The following is a 23,463-nucleotide window of genomic DNA, read 5'->3' on the forward strand; positions in this document are numbered from 1 at the left end:
CTGTACGAGGGTCGTTCTGGTAATCCGAATCGGGCGAGGGGCAAGTTTCCTTGAGAGTGTCGCGACATACGATGGTGTGAGGAGGTGTGCAGCCCATGCCATGGTATCAGAAGGCGACGATGCTCATCGGCCAGCCTGTCGGGGTATCCTTGACGAATGGTCAAGGCGTGTCCGGCGTCTTATGCAGCTTGAACAACAACATGGTCATCCTGCAAGAATACATGTACCAGAACCAATATGCCGCTAAACAGTATCCATTCCATACCGTTCAAGACATCAACGGATTCCCGGGATGTTCGACGTCGGCGGGACCGTTTTACTAGGAGATTGATGAAGCGGTTGAGGAACGTTTGTATAAAAAGGGGGCGAAGGCTCCCCTTTTTGATGCGCGCGGGAGCTTCGCGCCAGTAGCCCGACTTTTTCGGGCTGTTGCGCTCCGCGAAGCCGTACGCGCTGCAATAGCCCGACTTTCTCGGGCTATTGCGCTCCGCGAAGCCGCTCGCGCAGCAGTAGCCCGACTTTTTCGGGCTATTGCGCTCCGCGAAGCCGCTCGCGCAGCAGTAGCCCGACTTTCTCGGGCTATTGCGCTCCGCGAAGCCGCTCGCGCAGCAGTAGCCCGACTTTCTCGGGCTATTGCGCTCCGCGAAGCCGTACGCGCTGCAATAGCCCGACTTTCTCGGGCTATTGCGCTCCGCGAAGCCGCTCGCGCAGCAGTAGCCCGACTTTTTCGGGCTATTGCGCTCCGCGAAGCCGCTCGCGCAGCAGTAGCCCGACTTTCTCGGGCTATTGCGCTCCGCGAAGCCGCTCGCGCAGCAGTAGCCCGACTTTCTCGGGCTATTGCGCTCCGCGAAGCCGCTCGCGCAGCAGTAGCCCGACTTTCTCGGGCTATTGCGCTCCGCGAAGCCGTACGCGCTGCAATAGCCCGACTTTCTCGGGCTATTGCGCTCCGCGAAGCCGCTCGCGCAGCAGTAGCCCGACTTTTTCGGGCTATTGCGCTCCGCGAAGCCGCTCGCGCAGCAGTAGCCCGACCTTCTCGGGCTATTGCGCTCCGCGAAGCCGCTTGCGCAGCAGTAGCCCGACTTTCTCGGGCTATTGCGCTCCGCGAAGCCGCTTGCGCAGCAGTAGCCCGACTTTCTCGGGCTATTGCGCTCCGCGAAGCCGCTCGCGCAGCAGTAGCCCGACTTTCTCGGGCTATTGCGCTCCGCGAAGCCGCTTGCGCTGCAGTAGCCCGACTTTCTCGGGCTATTGCGTTCCGCGAAGCCGCTCGCGTTGCAGTAGCCCGACTTTCGAGACTGCCGAATCGATTGGAATTAATCAACAGTCTCGGAAATCAGGCTACAGAAACGCACAACATTGGCGTGTGGAGCAAAGTAAGGCGTTAGTCCCTCAGCTGCCCTAAAGACATCCCTTCGCCAGAGTAATATTACCTCACATGAAGGTTTACATCCAACCAAAAGCAGAATTATAATTATATCTAGATATAAATAGATATAATTAGTTGGAAGGTGTTGGGTGGATGTTGGGGAGAACAGTGAGGTTTCATCCGATTTGGTTATTGGCGTTAGCGGTCATGATCATCATGGCTGGCTGCGCGTCGGGCTCGAACAAGAAGCAGCAGGAAGCTTCGGGAACGCCAGTCGAGCTAACGGTGTCTGCCGCTGCCAGTCTGACGGATGCACTCGAACAATTAAAAAGCATATACGAGTCGAAAGCAGGAGGCGACGTGAAGATTTTGTACAATTTCGGAGCTTCCGGCGCGCTGCAGACCCAGATCGAGGAAGGTGCCCCAGTGGATTTGTTTTTGTCGGCCGCTACCAAGAATATGAAAGCGTTGGTGGACGGCGGCTACATAGAGGAAGGTCAGCAAAGCAACCTGCTCGGCAACGATCTCGTTGTCGTTGTACCAACAGACAGCAAGCTCGACCTTGCCGCCGTACAGGACTTGCAGGGAGCTGGCGTAAAACGAATCGCGATCGGCATTCCGGAGAGCGTCCCCGCGGGGAGCTACGCCAAAGAAGCACTCGAGCATGCAGCGTTGTGGGATGCCTTGCAAGGCGTAATGGTACAAGCCAAGGATGTTCGCCAAGTGCTGAGCTACGTGGAGACGGGCAATGCGGATGTCGGTTTCGTATACCGAACGGACGCGATGTCGTCGACCGCATCCAAAGTTGCCTTTGCCATATCGCCGGACAGCTACACGCCGATTCTGTATCCGGTCGGCATCGTGAAGGCGACGGAGCATCCGGAGGAAGCGGCGGCGTTCCTTGAATTTCTGCAGAGCAAGGAAGCGTTGGACGTCTTCGTTCAATACGGCTTCTCCGTTCCGAATTCGTGATCGGCATCGACTGGCAGACATTCTGGCCGCCGATTCGGCTCTCCATCCAGGTCACGCTGCTGTCCAGCATCGTAGCTGCCGTGCTTGGCATCGCCGCGGCATGGTGGATGTCCCGCAGGAAATTCCGCGGACAAACGATGGTGGATACGGCGTTCCTGCTCCCGCTTGTTTTGCCGCCGACCGTCGTGGGCTTTCTGCTGCTTATGCTGCTCGGACGCAGAAGCTGGGTCGGCCAGGCGATCGAATGGCTTTTCTCCTCGCCGGTTATATTTAGCGTGTGGGCTGCCGTCATCGCGGCCGTCGTCGTTGCGTTCCCGCTTGTCTACCAGACGATGAGGGTCGGCTTCGACTCCGTCGACCGCGAGCTGGAGGAGTCGGCGCGATCCATGGGAGCCAGCAACATGCAGGTGTTCCGCATGATTACGTTGCCGCTTGCCTGGCGCTCGCTGGTGACGGCGTACGTGCTCGGCTTCGCCCGCGGCCTGGGCGAGTTCGGCGCGACCCTGATGATTGCAGGCAACATTCCCGGCAAAACCCAAACGGTGCCTACCGCGATCTATGTGGCGGTTGACGCCGGCCGCATGACGATGGCATGGGCCTGGACGATTGGCATCGTCATCATCTCGTTTCTATTGCTCCTATTGACGGGGCGATGGAAAAGAAGGCACTAGGCGGAAGCCTCTTGATCCAGTATGATAGAGTTTGATAACGAACAATGCGAGGATGAAAGGGGATAGTCTCTTGGCCACACGCAAAATCAAATTCGATCGTTTCCCGAACGGCAACCAAAAAGCTGTCGTATTCAGCTTCGACGACGGACGCGAGCATGATCGTCGGTTAGTCGAGATGATGAATCGATACGGACTGAAAGGCACGTTCCATCTCAATTCCGGATTTTTTGGACGAGACGGGTATATCCAAGCGGAAGAGGTTCAAACATTATTCGAAGGGCATGAAGTGTCCGCGCACACGGTGACGCATCCGTTCCTCGAGCAGTCGCCTTCGGATCAGGTGGCGGAGGAGATTTTGACGGACAGGGCGGCGCTTGAAGCGCTTGTCGGGTATCCGGTTCGAGGCATGAGCTACCCGTTCGGCACCTACAACGACAGGGTGGTGGAGATGCTTCCTGCTCTGGGCATCGAAAATGCGCGTACGGTGCAGAGCCACGGCGGTTTCCATATGCCGGCGGACCCATTGCGTTGGCACCCAACCTGCCATCACAAGACGATGGTGGAGAAAGCGGAGGAGTTCCTGGCTTTGCAGTCTCGCCACTCGCGTATGGAGCTGTTGTTTATTTGGGGGCATAGTTATGAGTTTGCCAATGACGACAATTGGGAGTTGGTCGACCGTGTCGGCGAGCTGCTGGGCGGAAAGGAAGGGCTTTGGCATACCGCAATGTCGGAGCTGATCGCATACCAGAATGCCGTAAGCGCACTCCGTTTTTCTGTCGACAGGAGTCTTGTCCACAATCCGTCCGCTACCGATGTATGGATCGGCGTTGACGGGGACTCGGCCATGGTGCCGGCGGGCAAGACGATTACACTGTAGCGGCTGAACTTGATGTACGATGGGTAACGTTAGACAATGAGCGTCTTACGGTACTAATGTCATTATCCGGGAGAGCCGCTAAGCCCGCATCTGTCGTCGACATGTGAATGGAGACACGAATCGGAAATGTAGAGATCCGTTGAGCGGATTCACTCTATGGTGTGTGAAGGGATTCAAGCGGTATACTAATAGTTGGGTCGTTATGGAGAGGATGATCGCCGGAAATCGGGGATTATTCCTCTTTTTTGTTGAATTGTTTATATTATTGGCTCTGACCGCTCCTTATAATGAGAACAGTAAAACGTCATCTCAAGGAGGGAACGGAATGAAGGAGTGCTTCGCGCTTTTGAATAGATTGGCGAAGGGGACGCTGGATATGGATTTATACAGTTACGACCCCGGCGCCGGTCTAAAAGGTATTATACCCGAAGACGACCTGTTCTGGCATCGTAAACGCAATACCTGGGATTGGGGACAAGGCGTTGCGTGGGTCGGTATGATGGCCGCCAATGAATGGTTAAACGATCCCTTGATAGATGCCGCCGTACAGGAATTCGTGATCAAGCATATGGAGGATGGTTTGCCTCCGATTACCGTCAATTCGACTATTCCTTATTTGTTAATGATCCAGCTCTACCGAAAAACGGGAGAACAAACCTACCTCCGTCATGTCATTGCCGCAGCGGATTATTGCATGAATGAAGCGGATCGCACCTCTGACGGGTTATGGGTTCACACCACGCTGCATTTTGATTTCCCGCAAGAGGTATGGGTGGATACGATGTTTATGGCGGGCCTGTTCCTGATGAAAGTATCCGAAGTTACGGGCAATTCCGCTTATGCGAAGGAAGCCGCCTTTCAAATCAATGGACATGTACAAGCTCTTTATGACGAGGAACACTCCCTGTTCTATCATGCTATTCGCGCCGAGGAGCAACGGCCCATATCGGATGTGCATTGGGGAAGAGGAACCTCCTGGGCGACGATTATTATGATAGAGGCCTTAACTGCGGGCATTTTGGAGCAGGCTGCGCATGAGAGCGTGAAGGAGATATTTAAAGCCCACACGGAAAAGCTGGTACAGCTTCAAGACATCACTGGACTATGGCATACAGTGCTGGACCAGGAGCAGACATATCTGGAGTCCTCATGCTCCGCAGGTTTTGCCTATGCTATTTTAAGAGGTTTGAAAGCAAATCTACTGGAAGGCTCGCATTACGAGCAAGCTGTAGAACGAACGTTTACCGCGTTTGGACATTATATCGATGGCGGCGGAAGATTGTTTTCTTGTTCGGCCGGCACGGCGGCTCATCCCCATGCGGATTTGTATATTGCGATACCGAATTCATACATCCAGCCATGGGGCCAAGGTTTGGCGTTGCTCTTTATACAAGAATTTTGTAAAGGAAGGAGATCATGAGCATACGGGAGACAGACAAGGGAGCGGAGGTCGTTTATGCGTCCAGGCAACAAGCGGTCCTTCGTCATATTGCCGCTATGGTCGATATCGATTTGCCTGACCTGCCGGAACGCTTGGATTTTCAAGGCACAGGATTTCAAAGTTTACCGAACGTAGAGCTTGTTCAATCATCGGGCAAGCGGAAGCCGGTGTCGGCGCATATCGAGGGCGGCTTCTGGATTGCAAAGATGTATTGCGAGCCAGAGCATGACTACGATAAGGTTATTCGGAGATTATTGCTAATTGTAGAGGCTGAGGAGCGGAGTGGGAAGCCGCGATACATCGAAGTATCCGATTTTATCATTGCCCAGCTAGCACGAATTTATATGTTGTTCAAGGGCACAATTCGCGTTTCGGCCGAAGTGTGGAACGAAGTGGAACGGCAGTTAACGACCTATCGCTATGCTACCTTTCACGAGCCGATGTCTGAGAATCACAAAGTTATTCATCTAAGCTCCGAATGGTTTGCGATCCATCGGTTCCCAGATGCCGCCTTTTATGACGGATTGACGGGAGAAGAGAAGAAGAGGCAAGTGAAACAAAATATAATTCGGTTCCTGGAAAAGAGGCTTAAATACGGCTGGAGCGAGTTTGATTCATCCGGCTACTACAATGTGGACTTCGTCGCTCTGCTTAATCTTATTGCTGTTGAACAGGACTTGCAAGTGAAAGCGCTTGCTCAAAAAACGTTGGATTTTATGCTGGTCGATTTGCTGCATCATTCTACTAACGGGTACGTTGGCGGGGCGAAAGGAAGAGTAAAGCTTTCCAATATTGTCAATTCAAAAATCGGTGTATTCTGGCCCTTGTACGTATGTACAGGGTACCCGGAACATATGGAGTTCGACGACCATATGGAATGGTCCACCTCCTTTTTTGCCACCAGCGCATATCGGCCGCACCCTGCCATAGCTGTGATCGGTACGGAACGAGTCGAGCCCTACGAAGTGAAAGAACGAAATGTCCTTTACACCATGCCGGATGATGAACAGGTAACAGGAAGTTTAAAGCGCTACCATTATGTGACGAAAGATTATGTGATTGGGTCGATCGTACAGAAGGATGAGCTTGAGCCATACAATTTCCACAGATGGTTGAACGGGCATCAAGAGCTGAGCTGGAGCATTGTGTTTGCGTCGAATCCCGAAGCGCTTATCTTCTCAAGTCATCCCGGGCATGATCAACTGGTCGATTGGGGTATGCACGATTATTGGACCGGGGATACGCATTGCGACTGTCACCGTTATGTACAGCGCCGCAATGTGTTGCTTGGACGCAATGATATTCGGAAGGAAGAACAAGCGGGGTGGATTCACTTTTATATTCCGAAACATGCGTTCGATCAAGTGCGTGAAGACTACGGGTGGCTACTTCTACAAAGCGGCAACGCCATCGCCGCCTTAAAACCTGAGCCTGGCTATTACTGGACAAAGGAAGGGCCTTGGGCGGAGCGGGAAATCATTGTTCCGGCGGCGAGCAGCGCATTCGCGATGGAAATATTCGACGACGGACAATACACATTGGACGAACTGCTGCCCTTGCTCAAGAATAGAAGCGTGTCTCTGGCGGATGGCATCGCATTCTATCATAGTTTATCCGGCGTTACATTGGAGCTCGACGCACAGGGGACAGGAAAAGTGAATGGTTCGACGATGAATTACGGACATTATCCTAAATTCGGTTCCAAATATGTGTATTCAGAGTGGGGAAGCGACAGGCTTTCCATCAAGAATCAAGCGTCCGATACGGGGTGTTGGTTATGAAGACTTTCAAACTGCTGGCTTATTTCAATAGACATAAGCTGTTATATTTAATGCTGCTTCCGGGTCTTGCTTACTTTATTATTTTCAAGTACATCCCGATGGGCGGCTTATTACTGGCCTTTAAGGACTATCGAATATTGGACGGGATTATGGGAAGCCCGTGGGCGGGACTGAAATGGTTTGAGAAAATAATGAACTCGCCTTATTTTTTCAACCTGCTGGAAAACACATTGCTGATCAGTATTTACAAGATCATTTTTGGCATGCCGCCGGATATTATATTGGCTCTTCTATTAAATGAAGTCAGAAAAATCTGGTTCAAACGAACCTTCCAGACGATCACTTATTTGCCCTACTTCTTATCCTGGGTCATTGTATACGGTATTTTTATGGGGCTGCTTATGCCGAATACCGGCCTGATTAATCAAGCTATTACTTCCCTGGGATTTGAACAAATATCATTTCTGACTTCCAATGAATGGTTCCGAACCATCCTGGTTGGCACCGAGATATGGAAAGATATCGGTTTTGGCACAATCATTTATATTGCTGCTTTAGCCTCAATAGACCCGACATTGTACGAAGCCGCCAAGATGGACGGTGCCGGCAGAGTAAGACAAATGTGGCACATCAGTTTGCCCGGCATTACCGGCGTAATCGTCTTATTGTTAATTATTCGTCTGGGCAATATTATGGAGGCCGGTTTTAGTCAAATTTTCACCTTCCTTAATGCAGCTGTTTATTCTGTTGGCGATGTGTTTGGTACCTGGGTTTATCGAACGGGAATCGAAGAATTTCAGATCAGCATTGCCACAGCAATGGGATTATTCAACGGAATTGTTGGACTTGTTCTAGTCGTCCTTGCCAATTGGCTAGCTAAAAAAATAACGGGCTCCGGTATCTGGTAGGAGAGGACTGTACACAATCGTGAAAAAAATTTCCTTTTTCAGTATCATCAACTACTTGTTTTTAAGTTGCGCGGCGCTTACGGTCATTATTCCGTTTATGTATATCATTTCGGTTTCCGTAACTCCTGCAAACGTACTCCATGAGTTGGGATCGTTTCCGCTATTTCCGAGAGCGGTAAGCTTTGAAGCCTACAAAATGGCGCTGGAGCTGCCGCAAGTGCCGCGAGCCTTTCTCAATTCAGTGTTTGTCACCGTTGTCGGGACTGTACTCAATTTATTGTTGACCGTGCTTGTTGCGTACCCTTTGTCCAAGCTGCATTTGAAAGGCAGAAATTTTTTCCTTCTGTTTATTGTATTCACGATGCTGTTTGGCGGGGGTATGATACCTACCTATCTGATTGTCAAAAGCTTTGGCTTGATCAATTCGTTATGGGCGCTTATTGTGCCAACTGTGATTAGCGCTTTCAATATGCTTATAGTTAAGCAATTTTTTGAATCGGTGCCGAAAGAATTAGAGGAGTCTTCCGTAATTGACGGGGCTAACGACTCCCAGGTTCTGTGGAACATCTATTTGCCGGTATCATTGCCTGTATTTGCAGCGGTGGGACTTTTCTATGCCGTATCCCATTGGAACGAGCTGTTTCAAAGTATATTGTATATCAATCATGCCAACAAATGGCCGCTCCAAGTGGTGCTCTATCACTTGTTGAATACAGCGACGGCAATGACCAATCTGTCCGCGGCCGGAGAATCCTTCCTGACGCCCGATAAGCAATACCACCCCGAAAGCCTGCGAATGGCGTTAGTTATTATCGTGACGCTGCCGATGGTTATATTGTATCCGTTCGTGCAGAAGCATTTTGTGAAAGGCATGTTGACGGGTTCGATCAAAGGTTAGACATGGTTTTACAGGCGCAAGCCTTTAAAATGCGATATTCAAACAGAAGGGGATTGATACGATTGAACGCGACTCAGACTGCTACACGACGAAAAGGAATGAAGGCAATGCTGGCGGCAATGGTGCTGATCACATTATTGGCGGGGTGCACAGGCGGGCAGAAAGCTGGCACCAATCAAGAGCCGACGAAACAGCCCGAGGCATCCGCTGCTGCAACAGAACCGGCAGACAAGCTGGAGGAAATGAAAATTACGGTATTGGCGCGAAGTATGGATGTGATGATGCCTAATGCGTCGGACGACTTTATTAAACAAGCGATAAAGGAAAAGTTTAACGTAGAGCTGGAAGTCGAGCCTGTATTGGACGCTCAACTGAGCCAGAAGGCTGGCGCATACTTTGCGTCGGGCGACTTCCCGGACGTTGTCGCATTCCGCGGATTTGAAGAAGAATTTGTTAGACAAGGCCTTATGCTGCCTCTTGACGACTACTTGGATCAATTGCCGAACTATACAAAGAATTGGCCTGCAAGCGACCGGGCGCAGTGGACATTCAGCGAAGACGGCAAAATATACGGTATTCCGGAAATCAAGCTTAACGTCATGAATACGCTGTGGATTCGCAAAGATTGGTTAGACGCGCTGGGTCTTCCAGTTCCTTCTACCATGCAGGAACTGGCCGATGCGGGCGAAGCATTTGCCAAACAAGATCCGGATAAAAACGGCATTGCGGATACGTTCAGCTATTTCATCGCCGGCGACGGAGGCAATGGGGTGGGCGGCGTAGCTACCTTCCAGAGATTTCTGGGAACGCAATTCAATCAACCGTTTCTAAAGCAAGACGGAACGGTGGAATTCAGCCAATTCTCGGATGCTAACGCACGCTCCTTAAAATTTCTGAAGGAGCAATTGATAGATCGCTCCATTGATCCGAACTGGTTCCTGTTAAAAGGCGCCGATCAAGCAAATAAATTAAACGCGGGACAGATCGGCATTGTAGCCTCCAACGTAAGTTTTTATAATCAAACCAGCAGTTCTTCAAGCGCGGAAAGTCCGATCCCGGGCGAATGGATTCCGCTTCCGGACATTACCGATGAAGGCAAAGCGCTCAATTATAATTTTGTCGGTTTCCCGTTCCGCACGTTTTTCCTGACCAAAGATGTGGCTCCTGAAAAGGCGGATCGTTTTATGGAAATTCTGGAGTGGATGGCAACTCCGGGCGAAGGCTACGAGCTGATTACGTATGGCCGCGAAGGCATTGAATATGAGAAAAAAGGCGACGCCGTCGTACAACTAGTCAACCCTTCGGACACCGGCCAACTATGGCGGGATAACTACCGCTGGTTCTACGACGACAGAGACCCGTTCTGGCTGGCTGGTCTGACGGAGGAGCTGTTGGCCATTAACGCTAAGATGATCGATCGTTTTAATGCTCCGAACTATGATCTCAGAAGCTTGTCTTATTTGCAGGACTTCTCTCAAAACTCTTATTCCAACTACAATATTGCTGACTTCAACCGGTTCTATAATGAAGCTTTGTTCGAATTCTTACTTGGCAAACGAAGTTTTGACAAGTGGGAGGATTTCAAAAAGGAAGGCATCGAGAAGTTCCATTTCCAAGAGTTTATGGACTGGAACGAAACGAGGTTTAAAGAAAAATTGAATTTGTAGACGAAGAAACGAATCAAGCGCCGTCTCGGATCAGCAGGTCCGGGACGGTCTTGTAATCTTGATCGGGAGGCGAGCTTGATGAACATCAAAACGATATGTTTAACCGGATTTTTACTTGTTATGGCAGGTTTTATATTTAGTTCTCATGCTTCGGCGCATTCTTTGTACCAGAACGATTTTAATGACGGGGACGTAAGCGAATGGTTGGTTCAATCCGGTTCATGGTCGGCCGATGACGGCGGTTACCGTCAGAGCGGTACGGCTGCGAGCGGCTACCGAACTACGCTGACGAATAAACGATACAGCGATATTGAACTGTTGTTTGACTATACGATCGAAGATTATGCTGGCGACAGCGCCAACTGGGCAGGAGTGATGCTGCGGAAGTCCGACGTTGCCGACCATTATTCTGATAGCGGTTACATGGTGTATGTCAGACAGTCTGGACAAATTCATTTGTACAAAGCCGGAGTAGGCAACATTGCCAGCTATCAGACCGGGGAGGCGCAGTCCGGGCAGAAGAGTTTGCGGATTGTAGCTCAAGGCTCCGAAATAAGCGTGTATTACAACGGCGGGGCAACGCCCGTCATTTCGGTAACGGATACAGCCTATGCGAACGGATATGTAAGCCTGGTGACAGGCAAGACACAAACTCGTTACGACAATATATTCGTGAATTCGGATTACAGTTCAATTGAAATAGTGCCCGCAAGCTATCATCTGAATGTAAACGGCGTCACTTCATACCGCGCCATAGGGCATACAGGAAGCGCAGAGGATGACATAGGCGAGAGCTATTATGAGCTGCTTTATGACCATACCAAGCTATCGATCGATCCTGTCAGCCGTACGGTGAAGGGGCTTTCCGAGGGTGCCCATTCGGTAACCATCGTAAAGAACGAGCATTCCCATACCGTCACATTTGAAGTAAATGATTACAACAACGCAATTATGATGAAAGGGGATCAAGTCGTATATCAAAATTTCGAAGGAAGCGTTCCGGGTGAGTTTACGCCTGACGCCAACTTTTCCATCGTCTCGGACAATGGTAATCGCGTGCTGGCGATGAACGGGACGGGAGCGGCGATTAAAACCGGAGTCATCCCGGGAAATTATCATAGCTCGAATTATATGATCGAAGCCGATGTAAAGCAGATGTCTGGCGACGCGTCTACCAACGGCGGTTTCGGTTTTGGCTTGCGGAGCATGGCCGACGGGAAAAACTACCGATTCCGCTATCTAGACATTCTTAAATATAGCGGAACATCACGCAAATTCGATGCCAACTCTCCTGCGATAAGAGATCGGATCGGCATAGCGAGAGACGAAGCGGCGCAGCTCGGCACATGGTATTACGGTGCAATGAAGACAGACGCACCGTTGGGCATGCTCAATCTATCGTCGCGAAGCTTTAACCAATATTACAAGATGACTGCCGCTGCTGTAGGAACGGCAACCAGAAAAATCGACGGAACGGATATGTATCCCAATTTGATACTGCAAATGCATCGTTTGGACGGCAGTCCTGTCGGTTCGGTCGCCACGACGACGACTGGAGCGGATTTTAATCAGAACGGATTGAAAATGAGCTCTCTTATAAACGGCAGAGCCTTCCTGGGTGCGGAGAACACGCTTGTATATGTGGATAATGTAAGGATTACGAACCTGTATCCGCTCCAAGACATCCAGCTCGTTATTGAAGATGCCTGGATCGAACCGGGGCAGTCTTCCAAATTTATAGTAAAGGCGTTGCCGAGCGGAGACATTTTGCCGGCGGACAAAGTGACCTTCGTCTATGATTCCAGCCTCATCTCTCTGAATATAAGCGAACAGACGGTTACTTCATTGGTTGCGGGCGACCATCCAATCGCAGCAGTCGCGCAAGATGCCTTCAACAGCTCCGAGAAGAGGTATACCGCGATTCTAACGGTAACAGACGGTCCGATTACGGAGGATTTCGAGCAAGGAGCAACGAATCAACCGCGTTATTTCCCGGTGCCGGCCTCTTCCATCGCAAGCGACGGTTCCAATCGTGCGTACCGCCTTAACAATGAGATTAGTCCGCTATTCGGTCATGAGGAGTGGACTCATTATTCGGTGGAAGGAAAGATCAAAATTGTAAATCGCATGCTGGACGCCTCGGATACGAATACGTCCTTTGAGATTGTTATGCGGCGCAAGGCGCTGCAAGGCGAATACAGGGGACAGGCCGGGCATTCGTTTGTGTATCGGATCGGTTCGGTCAGCGGCGATAACTATATGCGAATCGGATCGGCAGCGGGACCAAAGCTCGATGTTGAAGGTCCCAATTGGAGCTTGTTTAAAGCGGAAGTGAACGGCAATCAGCTCATATTTACGCTGGGCAATGTAAAGCATTATTATGCGCTGCCGACGTTCACGAACGGCGGCTTCAGCTTCCGTGCCAATAACAGCGAAATTTATTTGGACGACATTGTAATACGACCGCAGAAAGCCAATGCCGCAAACGCGTCTCCGGTCATCGCATTAACCTCGGATGTGTCTCATCTGACCGTAAACAAATACGATCTTGTTAATATGGCCGAGAGAACCGCCATATCGGCGCAGTATGGCGATGGCAGCAGCAAATTTGTTACCGCACGGGAAGGACTAAGTTGGTCTATCGTATCCGGAGGCGATAAAGCCGAGTTGCTTCTTGGGGACAAGATACGTTTCCGACCAGTCGCCGAGCATTCGAACACCGTTACGCTCCGGGCGAGCTATCAGGGCACAAGCGTTGATATTGTTATGACCGTCTTTGTGCCTGTCGGAACGGAATACGATTACATTAAAAGCGGCACCGAAACCCGGCAGGAAAGCGCCTGGATGAAGCTTGCTTACAACTACGGCTTCGGCACGCTGTATGAGTATACGCCGGTGTCCTATCTTCAATGGGTTTTCGGCAAGATGATGTTGTATCCGGAAGAAAAAAATTATGACGCGGAAGTGCAATGGATGATCGATGTCGCAGAGAAGGAAGAACTTAAGGGGATCGCGATCTCGGGCGCCGAATTCGTCGTAAATCAAATGCTTGTTTTGTACAAAAATCTGGATGGCAGAGTGAACGTTTCCCCGAATGTCTGGAACGACATGATTCATTACATCCAAACCTTTCATTATCAGCAGGCGGACGTTGAAATTTCCGAAAATCATAAAATTCAGCACTTCTCTATCGCGTTGATTACTGGCGAGACATGGCCTTCCGCGACGATGTGGAACGGACAATCGGGCGTCAATAACGTTCCGGTCTACAAACAATATATAAAAGACTGGATCAACCGGCGTTTAAAAGTGGGAATGGGGGAATACGATTCAAAAAGTTATTATGGCATCGACCTTGCCGCCCTGTCTATGTTGTATACGTATACGATCGACGCGGAAGTGAAGCAGATGGCTTCCGATATGCTAACTTATTTGTACGCCGATCTGGCCGTTGACTCCATTGAAGCCAAAATCGGCGGTGGCCAAGGGCGCGCGTATGCGAATACGATCGATGTGCACAACGGTTTGACGCAGTATGCCAACGATATCCTATTCGACAACTCTTTGAACAAAGTAACTGAACAATACAATTCGATGAATGTGCAGGGCGCGCCCGTGATGATCAGCTCGTATCGTCCCTCCGAGGTTCTTGTGAATCTGGTCAGGGATCAAACAAAGCGGTTCAACAATATCGAGAGGAAAACGATCTATCAATTGCCGGACGATTCGAGCATTACGCAAAGCTTAAAAAAATATACGCATGTTACGCCTAATTATATGCTGGGCTCCGTTATTCAGGAAGACAAGGTTCCGGGCCTGAACTCGGGCTACAGAACTCCGTCGGGTACATGGGTTCCGCAGGGGCATCAGGACATTCCCTGGATGCTGACGTTCGGCAAGTCCAAGGATACCGTCATTTTCGACAGCCATCCCGGACCGGCCGGAGAAACGGATACTTCAAGCAAACATGCGTATTTCAACGGTTCTTACGGCTGCTTCTGCAGCAAGCTGTTCCAGCAGGACAATGTGCTGATCGGCTTGCACAAAATTACAGGCTCCAGCCAGTTGCCTTATACGCACTTCTGGCTCATCAAAAATCAATTCGATCAGATTGATGAAGAGGACGGCTGGATTTTCCTGCGTCATCTGGATGTGTTCGCGGCGATCAAACCTTTGAAAAACGGCGCTGTTTCCGCCTCGTCGGCTTACGAGTGGACCCAATCGGGCAAATATGCCGATAGCGAAATCAAGATTCATTCGACGAATACGGCGTTTATCGTCGAGACAGTCGATTCCGCGGAGTTTAGCGGCAATTTTGACAGTTTCAAGTCCGCGATAAAAGGAAATACGATTGCGTATAGCATCGGCGCCCCTTACTATATTGAATATACCGGCCTGAACGGGAAGCTTCTCCGGCTGGAATTCGATACGGATATTCGTTCCGTGGATAACGTGCCGATAGATTTTACGACTTACAAAATGCACGACTCGCCGTATTTGGCGGCAGACTGGAATGCGGGAAACATTGTGCTTCAGCACGGGGGATTAAGTCAAACGATCGAATTGTTCCCATAATGAAAGAAATCGCTTCCAATGCTGATGTATAATGGAATGAGTTAGGGGTTGATACTATTCGGCTGCGCAGCATTTCTACCAAATTGATGCTTCTGATCAGTCTGCTTGTCATACTCGCCGTATTCATTACCGGAATAAGCATATATTTGCGGATGCAGCAGCAGTTCGAAGAAACGCAGATGAATTCCGTTGCGGAATTGACGCAAATGACGAACAACTATATTGACCAGTATCTGTTCACGATTAACAATCTGTTGGTAGTCGCCAGTGAAAGTGGTCTGCTTGCATCCGCCGATAAAGAAGAGCTGTCCTTGTTTTTTGAACGGCAGCTCGTTCTTTCGGAGGATTTTATCAATTCTATCTTTTTTATAGACGATGTCGGGGATATGTACGGTTATCCGCAATTGGTGCTGGATTTTTTGCCGCAAGATACAAGAGACAAGCTGTATCCCTTTCAAAACCTGACTATGTATGGACAAACGGAGCCTTTCGATTTTCCTGTGCTGGGTAAAACGGTCACTATTTATCGTAAAATATGGGATCCTAGAACAAGAGATTTTGTTGGCGTTCTTGCAGTTAATATACAGCCCGATGAAATATTGAAAAAGGTAGAGGCGTATAATTCGTCGCTGAACCGATCCATTATTTTATTCACCCATACAGGAAAGCTGATTGGTCAAAATATGTTTAAAGCCGAAAGCGATTTAAACCGGGTAGAAAAGGAACCGCTGGTGCGCCGGCTCATTGAAAATCTCGATCAATATGCCACGAAGCGCGTGCAGGAATACGAGCATAACGGCACGCCCTATGTCTCCGCGCTGTCGAACCATAATTCTTTTGCTTGGAATGTTCTCGTGATGGTCAGCCAGAAGGAATTGTACGAGCAGAATCGGGAAACGCGCTTTTTCTTTATTGTCTACTTGGTTGGCGCATCACTGTTCGGCTTGCTTATCGGCTATTTATTTTCCAGTTATTTGAGCAACCCTCTGCTCAAGCTTGTTAACCAAATGAGACGGGTTGCCCGCGGAGATTTGTCACAGCGCATTCAGACACATCAGCAGGATGAGATCGGTTTTTTGACTCGCCAATATAACGTCATGCTTGATCGTCTTACGGAGCTTATGGAGCTATCCGTGACCAAAGAAAACGCGAAGCGGGAAGCCGAACTAAAGATGTATCAGGCGCAAATCAATCCTCACTTCCTGTACAATACGTTGAACTCTATTCAATGGATGGCCAGAATGAAGCGGATGAACGAGGTGGACCGCGCGGTAGCGGAGCTGGTGCCCATGCTGCAATACAGCTTGAAGAAAGGCGCGTTGACAAGTCTGGGGGAGGAGCTTTCGCAGTTGGAACGATATGGCGCGCTACAGTCCATAAGATACAGAGGCAGCATCAGTATTAGGGTAAAAGTGGGCCCAGGGGTCCGACGAAGCGAATATTGTCCGAGGATGATTCTCCAGCCGCTTGTTGAGAATGCCATTTATCACGGCTTGGAGGCTCGCCCTGGCGGCGGGATGGCAAGCGTGAGGGTTGAACGTGTCCATGCCGGCGACGGAATCAGAATACGCGTAATCGATAACGGCGTGGGGATGTCCGCCGACAAGGTGAAGGATTTGGAAGAACAGTGGAAAGAGCACCCGGATGAGGACAGATACCGAGGTATGGTGAACGTTGCCAGTCGGCTTCACTATGTGTCGGGCACGATTCGATGCTGGTCCAGAAGAGGGCTGGGAACCGTAATCGAGATGACCTGGGAGCGGGGGTTGGGGAGACATGAAGGGAACAACGCTTAGTTTAATTATAGTCGAAGACGATCCCTGGATTCGGGATGGCCTTAAGCAAATGATTAATTGGGATAAGCTGGGTTTCGAATTGGCCGGGGAAGCGACCAATGGCGAAGAAGCGATGCTGCTGTGCAGAGCCGTCCGACCTGATGCGGCGCTTGTTGACATTTCCATGCCTGTTATGGACGGGCTTGCATTTATCAAAGAAATCAAGCAGGAGCTTCCTTTGCTGAAAACCGTTATAATGACTTGTCATGATGAGTTCCGCTTTGCGAAGGAAGCGATAGGTTTGGGATGTCAGCATTATTTGCTCAAAAATACGAGCGATACAGAAAAAATAGAAGAAATTATAATCGATTTGCGCGACCTGATTATGGAGGAAAGAAGTAGGCTGGAGGCGCGTCAACTGCTGGATGCTTTGCAGCCGCAGTCCAGCCATGAACTTCGGGACGAATGGTTTTCGCATTTGGCGGAAAAACGTTTATCAAAGCCTTATAAGAAGCTGCTGGCCTTTTCGGAGCGCATCAAGACGGAAAGCTTCCTTCCTATGCTTGTCCATATTCATGATGACGACGATCGCGACAACGGGTTGAAATCGGCCAAGGAAGGGCTTATGTCTGAGTTGGGGGAACAGCATGGAGAGGCTTTTATATACCGGAGCCGTCTATATATTTATGTCCCGATGGAGCATACCAAAAGTTTTACTTACGAAGCATATACGGCCGCACAACAAGCGGCCTCGATCCGCAAACAGCTTTTGAGGCTGGAATCGCCCCCGTTTCTGTTGCTGGTTCAGGCCATTTTTAAAGGCGAAACCGAGTTTTACAAACATTTTGAGCGGTTTGAGCGGCAACTGGAGCAGTCCTTTTATGTGGTGGAAAATACGATTGGGCTTTGGTACAACGCGCCTCCTTACTGCGACAGGCCCGAGGAACTGTCCGCCGGGTTGCAAAAACTGGATTTTGGACAGCTTTCTGAAGCGGCACTGGATCGCGTCCTTTCCTCCCCTTTCCCGCCGGATTTAATGAAGCAGCAGTTGCTAAAGCTGGCGGACACGGGATCTGCGGAACAATTGGAGCTGAGATGGCGCTTGGAAAAGGCAGAGACCTGGCGGGCAGCAAAGAAGGCGTTCCTCGCGGCCATCGCGGAGAGAGAAGTGAGCCGACCCGCGCAGGTAAGACCCGAAATTGCGATAGCGCTGGCGTATATCGAGCAGCATTATTCGGATGGCAGGTTTGGACTGAAAGAACTCTCCGAACAGACGGAGCTTACAGCTAATTACTTCAGCAGTTTGTTCAAACGCGAGCTTGGCGTGAACGTCACTGAATATATTAATCAATACCGCATAGAGATGGCCAAGAAGCTGAGCAAAACCGATCATACGCTAAAGGGCTACGAGGTGGCTGAACGGGTCGGATTCCAGGATCCGCAATATTTCAGCAAGCTGTTCAAACAAAAGGAAGGAATGTCCTTCAAAAAATATCAACTCATGGGCGTACAAACACGGCTTCACAACACAGACGCCAGGAAATAGCGGGACGACAGCTTCAAGCCGCTTGGCATGCAATTCTGCTCCTGGGAGAACGAGGAGAAACATCAGATCGACCTGTTGCATCTGAGAGTTCCCGCGATGGCGGAGCGAGCCTGGAATGAGCGACGTCAGGTGGACTGGCCGATATTCGCCCGAATGTTAGAGCAGTTGGATCGCAAAACGATCAAGCTGCTGGAGAAGGGGCTGTCCACTTATTGGACAGCCCCTAGCCTTTAAACGAGCATTTACCCATAATTAAAGAGATAGAGTATTAAGCGGTATTTCAAAAGCCCGTTTAATCACTAAGCCGGCAGCAAGTTTCGTTTCGTCCGGTTTGTTATAGAGGTATGTCATTTGTACGTTATTAACCGTTACCGGCAGTTGATGCATGACTCTGGCCTTGATGTCGCTGAACATCTCGGGGCTGATCGATTGAATGACAAGGCCGGTCATAAGCAGGCTGTCTGGATTAATAAACGTAATAATGTTGGAAAGGGCTACAGAAATGCCATCGACAATTTTTTCATACAAGCTAAGGAACTTGGCATCTCCTGTTTTTATGCCTTCCGCAAACTCATCCAGCGTACATTTGATAGACACACCCAGCCCGCTGCTGGAAGCAAGCGTCGTTAAGCATCCGGATCTGCCGCAATGGCAAGGATAAGCGTCTTCCCCATAGAACCCTTTATAATGCCCGAATTCCCCCGCGACAAAGTTGGAACCCGCTATAATTTGTTTATCGACGACAATAGCGCCGCCGGTACCATAATCGAACTTAATTGTGATATTGTTATTCGATTCTTTCAAGCACCCGTTCATGTTTTCGTAAACGGAAAGAAGATTAACATCATTTTCGATATGCACGGGAATATGATATTTGTCTTCGAGAAGCTGACTGAGCCGCAGACGATGAAACCCTATGCCGGGCGTACGGAGAACGATGCCATGCTGGGAATCCACCAAGCCCTGTATACTGATGCCAATGCCTTTTATTTTGGAAGCGTTGGGCACTTGACTAATCAGCTCGTCAATGACTTCATGGAGTAGTTTCAGCAGCACATCAACGGAGCCATATTTGTTAATCGTGCGTTCGGCCGATGCGACGGCATCTTGACGCAGGTTGTACACTTTCCCGCGAATATATTTGCCGGCGAGCTCAAGTCCAATGGCATAAAAGCTGCCGCTGTTGATATGAAGGCCCACTCTTTTTCTTCCGCTTCCCGCTTCCAGATCCATGAGCTCTCCAGCCACGATTATTTTTTCCTCCAACAGGCGGTTAACGATATTAGTTACGGTTTGCCTGCTTAGTCCGGTCTTTTCTGAAAGCTCTACGCGAGAGATTGGTCCTTCTGAATAAATGAGAAAAAGAACCTTCTGCTGATTAATGGATTTTAGTAACATATGGCTAGTTTTTTTGACCGAATCTCCCACGATATGCATCCTCTTTCCGACAACATATTAGATATGAATCGAGATTCAAAACATTTGATAAATGATACACTTACTTTGCTCTAAGTGTAGCATTAATACGAAGGGAATAAAAGTTGCAAGTCAGGCAGGAATGAGAAACTTTAACCCCACAATACAAAAAAAGCTAAGGATTGTATTGACATTGTTTAAAAAATAGATATGATTAATTTGTAAACTGATTTGATTAAGTATAGCAAATTGACGACTAGAGGAGCAAGTCATGGTATGGATGGGATGGATAATTGCAGCAGCGGCGATAGCGGTCCTTACTTACATATGCTGGCTGCATGCAGTTAGGTTGAAGCCTGGCAAAGCAGATGCGCTTATTGTACTTGGCTATGTATCCAAAGACGGCCGAATACATCCTTTGCTTAAGGAAAGACTGGATGAGGCTTACAAACTTTTTCGGCAATTTGGGCACAAATACATCATTGTATCGGGGGGAGCAGTTGGTTCACGACATTCGGAAGCGGATCTGATGAAAAATTATCTGGTTGAGAGAGGCGTTCCGGCAAAAAGAGTTTTGAAAGAAGATAAATCATTGAACACGGTTCAGAATTTAATGTATAGCAAGCAATTATTGGAGCAGCAACGTCTAGAATCCTTTATCATAATAACGAATTTATTCCATATCCGACGGACAAAGTATATTATGCAACGTCTTGGGATGAAAGGCGGTTTCAGTGCTAATCGAAGCTTTAGAAGCATTGCGATATTTCAGCTGAAATTAACCTTTTTGGAAATTCGGGCTTTCAGGTTAACTCTCCCGATTATTAGAAGGGTCATTAATGATTATCAAAACAATTGACAAGTTGGCTGGCATGACTTTATTAAATAAGCGATATGCAAACGCTTACACATCATTTTGGAGGTGAGGCTTAAGGGATCAGATCCATTATTTATTTACAAAGTATTCACCTTGATTTGATTGATAATTAACAAAACATAGTTATCCTTGAATAGTTAATCCAATTTATTTATTAATTAAGAGGGGGAACCAAAATGTTTAATGGAAAAAGGAATCGATTAATGACTACGGGTGCCGCGGCAGTATTATCTCTAACGATGCTCGCCGCATGCTCAGGAAACAACGGACCTAGTCCAAGTACGACTCCTGCTGGCTCCGATAAGCCGGGTGCGACTGCAGAAGCAGAGGTTTATGAGAACGGATTGTCAAAGACCGAGAAAGTAACGCTAAAGGTAGGCTTCTTTGTTGGAGGTTATGGCCGGGAATGGTTCGATTATGCAGTTGATTCGTTCACAGCCAAATATCCGAATGTCAAAGTAGACATCACGGCTTCAGCCGATATGAAGACGATTCTTTCTACAAAAATCTCTGCGGGCAATGATAATGACATGTTTGACCTATTCAATACGGAGCCTTCCGGAGGCATTATAGGGCTCGCTGAAGCCGGTAAGCTTGAACCAATGGATGACATTTGGGATTTCCCTCTTCCAGACGTACCGGACAAAAAGGTCAAGGATCTTATGATGCCCGGCATGTACGAGTCAACGCCGCTGATCAACGGGAAAAGATATGAATTTACGACGGCGAGCAGCTTTGGCGGTTTGTTCTTTAACAAAAAGCTATTCGAAGAGCATGGCTGGAACCAGAATCCGAACACATGGGAGGAATTTAAAGCGCTGCTAGCAGACATTAAAGCGGACGGCATTGCTCCAATTACGTTCCCTGGCATTCATCCAAGCTACCATAACTGGGCTTTCGGAACAGCCAAGAACTTTGAGCTGGCTGATATCAATGGCCATGTCGATGAGTTTATCGAAAATTATAGAACTTATGGTCTGCCTCAATACACAAATCCAGAGACGGTTGAAACCTGGACGCGCTTCTATGAGCTTGGCAAGCTGGGATATTTTGCAGAAGGACTTCCGGCATTGAACCATACGCAATCGCAAATGCAGGTTATTCAGGGGCAAGCAGCAATGGTATCGACGGGGACTCATGTGGAGAATGAGATGAAAGAAGCAACGCCTGCGGATTTCGATTGGGGCTTCATGGCTGTTCCTTTCAGAGACAACACCAATCAAAAGCTTTGGATTCGAAGCGGAACTTCGAACTACAACTATATCTGGGCCGCTAAGCCGGAGCTGAATAAAAAGTGGGCCAAAGAATTGATCGCATGGCTCGTTACGCTTGATAATCAACAATTTGCTGCCGAAAAAGCAGGCGCTTTGCCAATGCGCAAGGATTTGACGGATGATCCTGCCAAAGCGGCTAACCTTTCCAGCTCTGCCCAATCCGTTCTGAAGTACATTGCGGATAATGATGCCCAAACTTTTAAAGCAAGCCGGTCTATCAACATTTCCGATCCGAATCTTGCTCAAGCGGAGAAATTAATGAATGAGAATATCGCTAAATTTGCCATGGGCATGCAGGATCCGAAACCGATTCTGGAGCAAGCCGAAGAACTGCTGAAGAAAGCTCTAGAGGCTGAAAAGAAAAATTAAGACGCGAAGGAGCGGGGAGGATTCCTCTCCGCTTCACCATTGCAGCCTCAGGGTCTTATAGGCTTCGCGCTGAACATGACTTATAAACGTCTAGTAAGATAGGAGTTGACCTCACGTGTCTGATTCAACCGCTGTGAAGACTGTAAGCAAGCTGGGTCTAGATAAAGCGAATACGCAGAAGTGGCTATTTCTGTTCATTGCCATCGTGCCTCCCTTTGGCGGCTATTTGCTTTTTACGTTGTTTCCGAACATTCTATCCGTCTATTATGCGATGCTCAATTGGGACGGGTTTACGGATGCAAAGTTTGTCGGTCTGTCCAATTTCATCACCGCATTTCAAGATAAATATGTTTGGCGCGCGCTTACCCATAACTTGATCTTCATGATAACGGTTCCTTTCTTCGTAATTATCATCTCTTTGCTTCTTGCCTACCTGATTACAAATAAAACGTATAAAGAAAATAAATTTTTGAAGGTGCTGTTTTTTTTCCCGAACGTTTTATCGACGGTCGTAGTCGCTCTCCTCTGGGCCTTCATTTATGACGGATCGTATGGTTTGCTGAACGGCCTTCTAAAATTCATCGGCATTGATATCGGGAATTTCTATTGGCTGGGCAATGAAAGCACGGCGCTTGCTTCCATTATCCCGGCATGGGTCTGGGGCGGCGTCGGCTTGTACGCCATAATCTTTGCCAATGCGATGCTGGCGATTCCGAAGTCTTTGTACGAGGCGGCGATACTTGAAGGAGCCGGCCATATGACGCGTTTGTTTAAAATTACGATGCCGCTCGTTACGCCAATTATCCGCGTCAGCGCTTTGTTCCTCGTTGTCGGCACCATGAAGGGCTTCGAGATCATCCTCATTATGACGAATGGGGGGCCATTTGGTTCGACGGACGTAATCGGCCTCTACATGTTTAACTTAGCCTTTGGCGTAGAGTATCGGAATTACGGCTACGCTTCCGCAGTCGGTATGATTCTGTTCGTTATATTAGTAACAGCCAAGCTGTTAATCGATAAATTTGTGCCGAACAAAGGCTACGAGTATTAGTT

Annotated in this window: 18 protein-coding genes; 17 read left to right on the forward strand and 1 reads right to left on the reverse strand. The window is 48.9% G+C overall.

Annotated features, from left to right (window positions below; all coding sequences use genetic code 11):
• Positions 1–95 precede the first annotated feature (95 nt).
• The 14 genes from KJW29_RS32795 to KJW29_RS32860 all read left to right on the forward strand — a co-directional run bounded on the left by KJW29_RS32795 (position 96) and on the right by KJW29_RS32860 (position 18,708).
• Complete coding sequence (locus KJW29_RS32795; protein WP_214627764.1) at positions 96–323, forward strand: hypothetical protein; 228 nt, start codon at positions 96–98, stop codon at positions 321–323.
• 27 nt (positions 324–350) lie between these two features.
• On the forward strand, positions 351–1,382 hold the full coding sequence (locus KJW29_RS32800; RefSeq protein ID WP_214627765.1) for a hypothetical protein: 1,032 nt from the start codon (positions 351–353) through the stop codon (positions 1,380–1,382).
• A 134-nt stretch (positions 1,383–1,516) separates the two neighbouring features.
• Complete coding sequence (modA, locus tag KJW29_RS32805) at positions 1,517–2,335, forward strand: molybdate ABC transporter substrate-binding protein (RefSeq protein WP_214627766.1); 819 nt, start codon at positions 1,517–1,519, stop codon at positions 2,333–2,335.
• Positions 2,336–2,340: 5 nt separating this feature from the next.
• Positions 2,341–3,006: a molybdate ABC transporter permease subunit gene (gene modB, locus KJW29_RS32810; protein ID WP_214631423.1), complete on the forward strand. Its 666-nt coding sequence runs from the start codon at positions 2,341–2,343 to the stop codon at positions 3,004–3,006.
• Positions 3,007–3,076: 70 nt separating this feature from the next.
• Positions 3,077–3,883: a polysaccharide deacetylase family protein gene (locus KJW29_RS32815; protein ID WP_246608478.1), complete on the forward strand. Its 807-nt coding sequence runs from the start codon at positions 3,077–3,079 to the stop codon at positions 3,881–3,883.
• Positions 3,884–4,208: 325 nt separating this feature from the next.
• Complete coding sequence (locus tag KJW29_RS32820) at positions 4,209–5,303, forward strand: glycoside hydrolase family 88/105 protein (RefSeq protein ID WP_214627768.1); 1,095 nt, start codon at positions 4,209–4,211, stop codon at positions 5,301–5,303.
• Entirely contained in the window at positions 5,300–7,105 is a 1,806-nt protein-coding gene (locus KJW29_RS32825) for a hypothetical protein (RefSeq protein WP_214627769.1), read from the forward strand. Before KJW29_RS32820 ends, KJW29_RS32825 begins: the two co-directional genes overlap by 4 nt.
• Positions 7,102–8,013, forward strand: coding sequence for an ABC transporter permease (locus KJW29_RS32830; RefSeq protein WP_214627770.1), 912 nt, complete (start codon positions 7,102–7,104; stop codon positions 8,011–8,013). Before KJW29_RS32825 ends, KJW29_RS32830 begins: the two co-directional genes overlap by 4 nt.
• A 19-nt stretch (positions 8,014–8,032) precedes the next feature.
• Positions 8,033–8,911 (forward strand): carbohydrate ABC transporter permease, encoded by an 879-nt coding sequence (locus KJW29_RS32835; protein WP_214627771.1) that lies wholly within the window; start codon positions 8,033–8,035, stop codon positions 8,909–8,911.
• A gap of 98 nt (positions 8,912–9,009) precedes the next feature.
• Positions 9,010–10,578 (forward strand): extracellular solute-binding protein, encoded by a 1,569-nt coding sequence (locus tag KJW29_RS32840; protein ID WP_214627772.1) that lies wholly within the window; start codon positions 9,010–9,012, stop codon positions 10,576–10,578.
• Between the two features lie 78 nt (positions 10,579–10,656).
• Positions 10,657–15,153: a 3-keto-alpha-glucoside-1,2-lyase-like domain-containing protein gene (locus tag KJW29_RS32845; protein ID WP_214627773.1), complete on the forward strand. Its 4,497-nt coding sequence runs from the start codon at positions 10,657–10,659 to the stop codon at positions 15,151–15,153.
• Positions 15,154–15,239: 86 nt separating this feature from the next.
• Positions 15,240–16,949, forward strand: coding sequence for a cache domain-containing sensor histidine kinase (locus KJW29_RS32850; protein WP_246608929.1), 1,710 nt, complete (start codon positions 15,240–15,242; stop codon positions 16,947–16,949).
• Positions 16,930–18,474, forward strand: a complete 1,545-nt coding sequence (locus KJW29_RS32855; protein WP_214627775.1) for a response regulator — start codon at positions 16,930–16,932, stop codon at positions 18,472–18,474. The genes KJW29_RS32850 and KJW29_RS32855 overlap by 20 nt, the downstream gene beginning before the upstream one ends.
• A 27-nt stretch (positions 18,475–18,501) precedes the next feature.
• The gene (locus KJW29_RS32860; RefSeq protein WP_214627776.1) at positions 18,502–18,708 is read left to right on the forward strand and encodes a hypothetical protein; all 207 of its coding nucleotides are present in this window, start codon (positions 18,502–18,504) and stop codon (positions 18,706–18,708) included.
• 18 nt (positions 18,709–18,726) lie between these two features.
• Here the strand turns inward: KJW29_RS32860 and KJW29_RS32865 are convergent, their stop codons facing one another.
• Positions 18,727–19,911, reverse strand: a complete 1,185-nt coding sequence (locus tag KJW29_RS32865; RefSeq protein WP_246608479.1) for an ROK family transcriptional regulator — start codon at positions 19,909–19,911, stop codon at positions 18,727–18,729.
• A 250-nt stretch (positions 19,912–20,161) separates the two neighbouring features.
• On the opposite strand from KJW29_RS32865, the gene KJW29_RS32870 reads away from it, so the two are divergent.
• The 3 genes from KJW29_RS32870 to KJW29_RS32880 all read left to right on the forward strand — a co-directional run bounded on the left by KJW29_RS32870 (position 20,162) and on the right by KJW29_RS32880 (position 23,461).
• Entirely contained in the window at positions 20,162–20,749 is a 588-nt protein-coding gene (locus tag KJW29_RS32870) for a YdcF family protein (protein WP_214627777.1), read from the forward strand.
• 194 nt (positions 20,750–20,943) lie between these two features.
• Positions 20,944–22,410: an ABC transporter substrate-binding protein gene (locus tag KJW29_RS32875; RefSeq protein WP_214627778.1), complete on the forward strand. Its 1,467-nt coding sequence runs from the start codon at positions 20,944–20,946 to the stop codon at positions 22,408–22,410.
• 115 nt (positions 22,411–22,525) lie between these two features.
• Entirely contained in the window at positions 22,526–23,461 is a 936-nt protein-coding gene (locus tag KJW29_RS32880) for a carbohydrate ABC transporter permease (RefSeq protein WP_214627779.1), read from the forward strand.
• Positions 23,462–23,463 lie beyond the last annotated feature (2 nt).

The organism is Paenibacillus agaridevorans, assembly GCF_018604145.1.
GTDB lineage: Bacteria > Bacillota > Bacilli > Paenibacillales > Paenibacillaceae > Pristimantibacillus > Pristimantibacillus agaridevorans.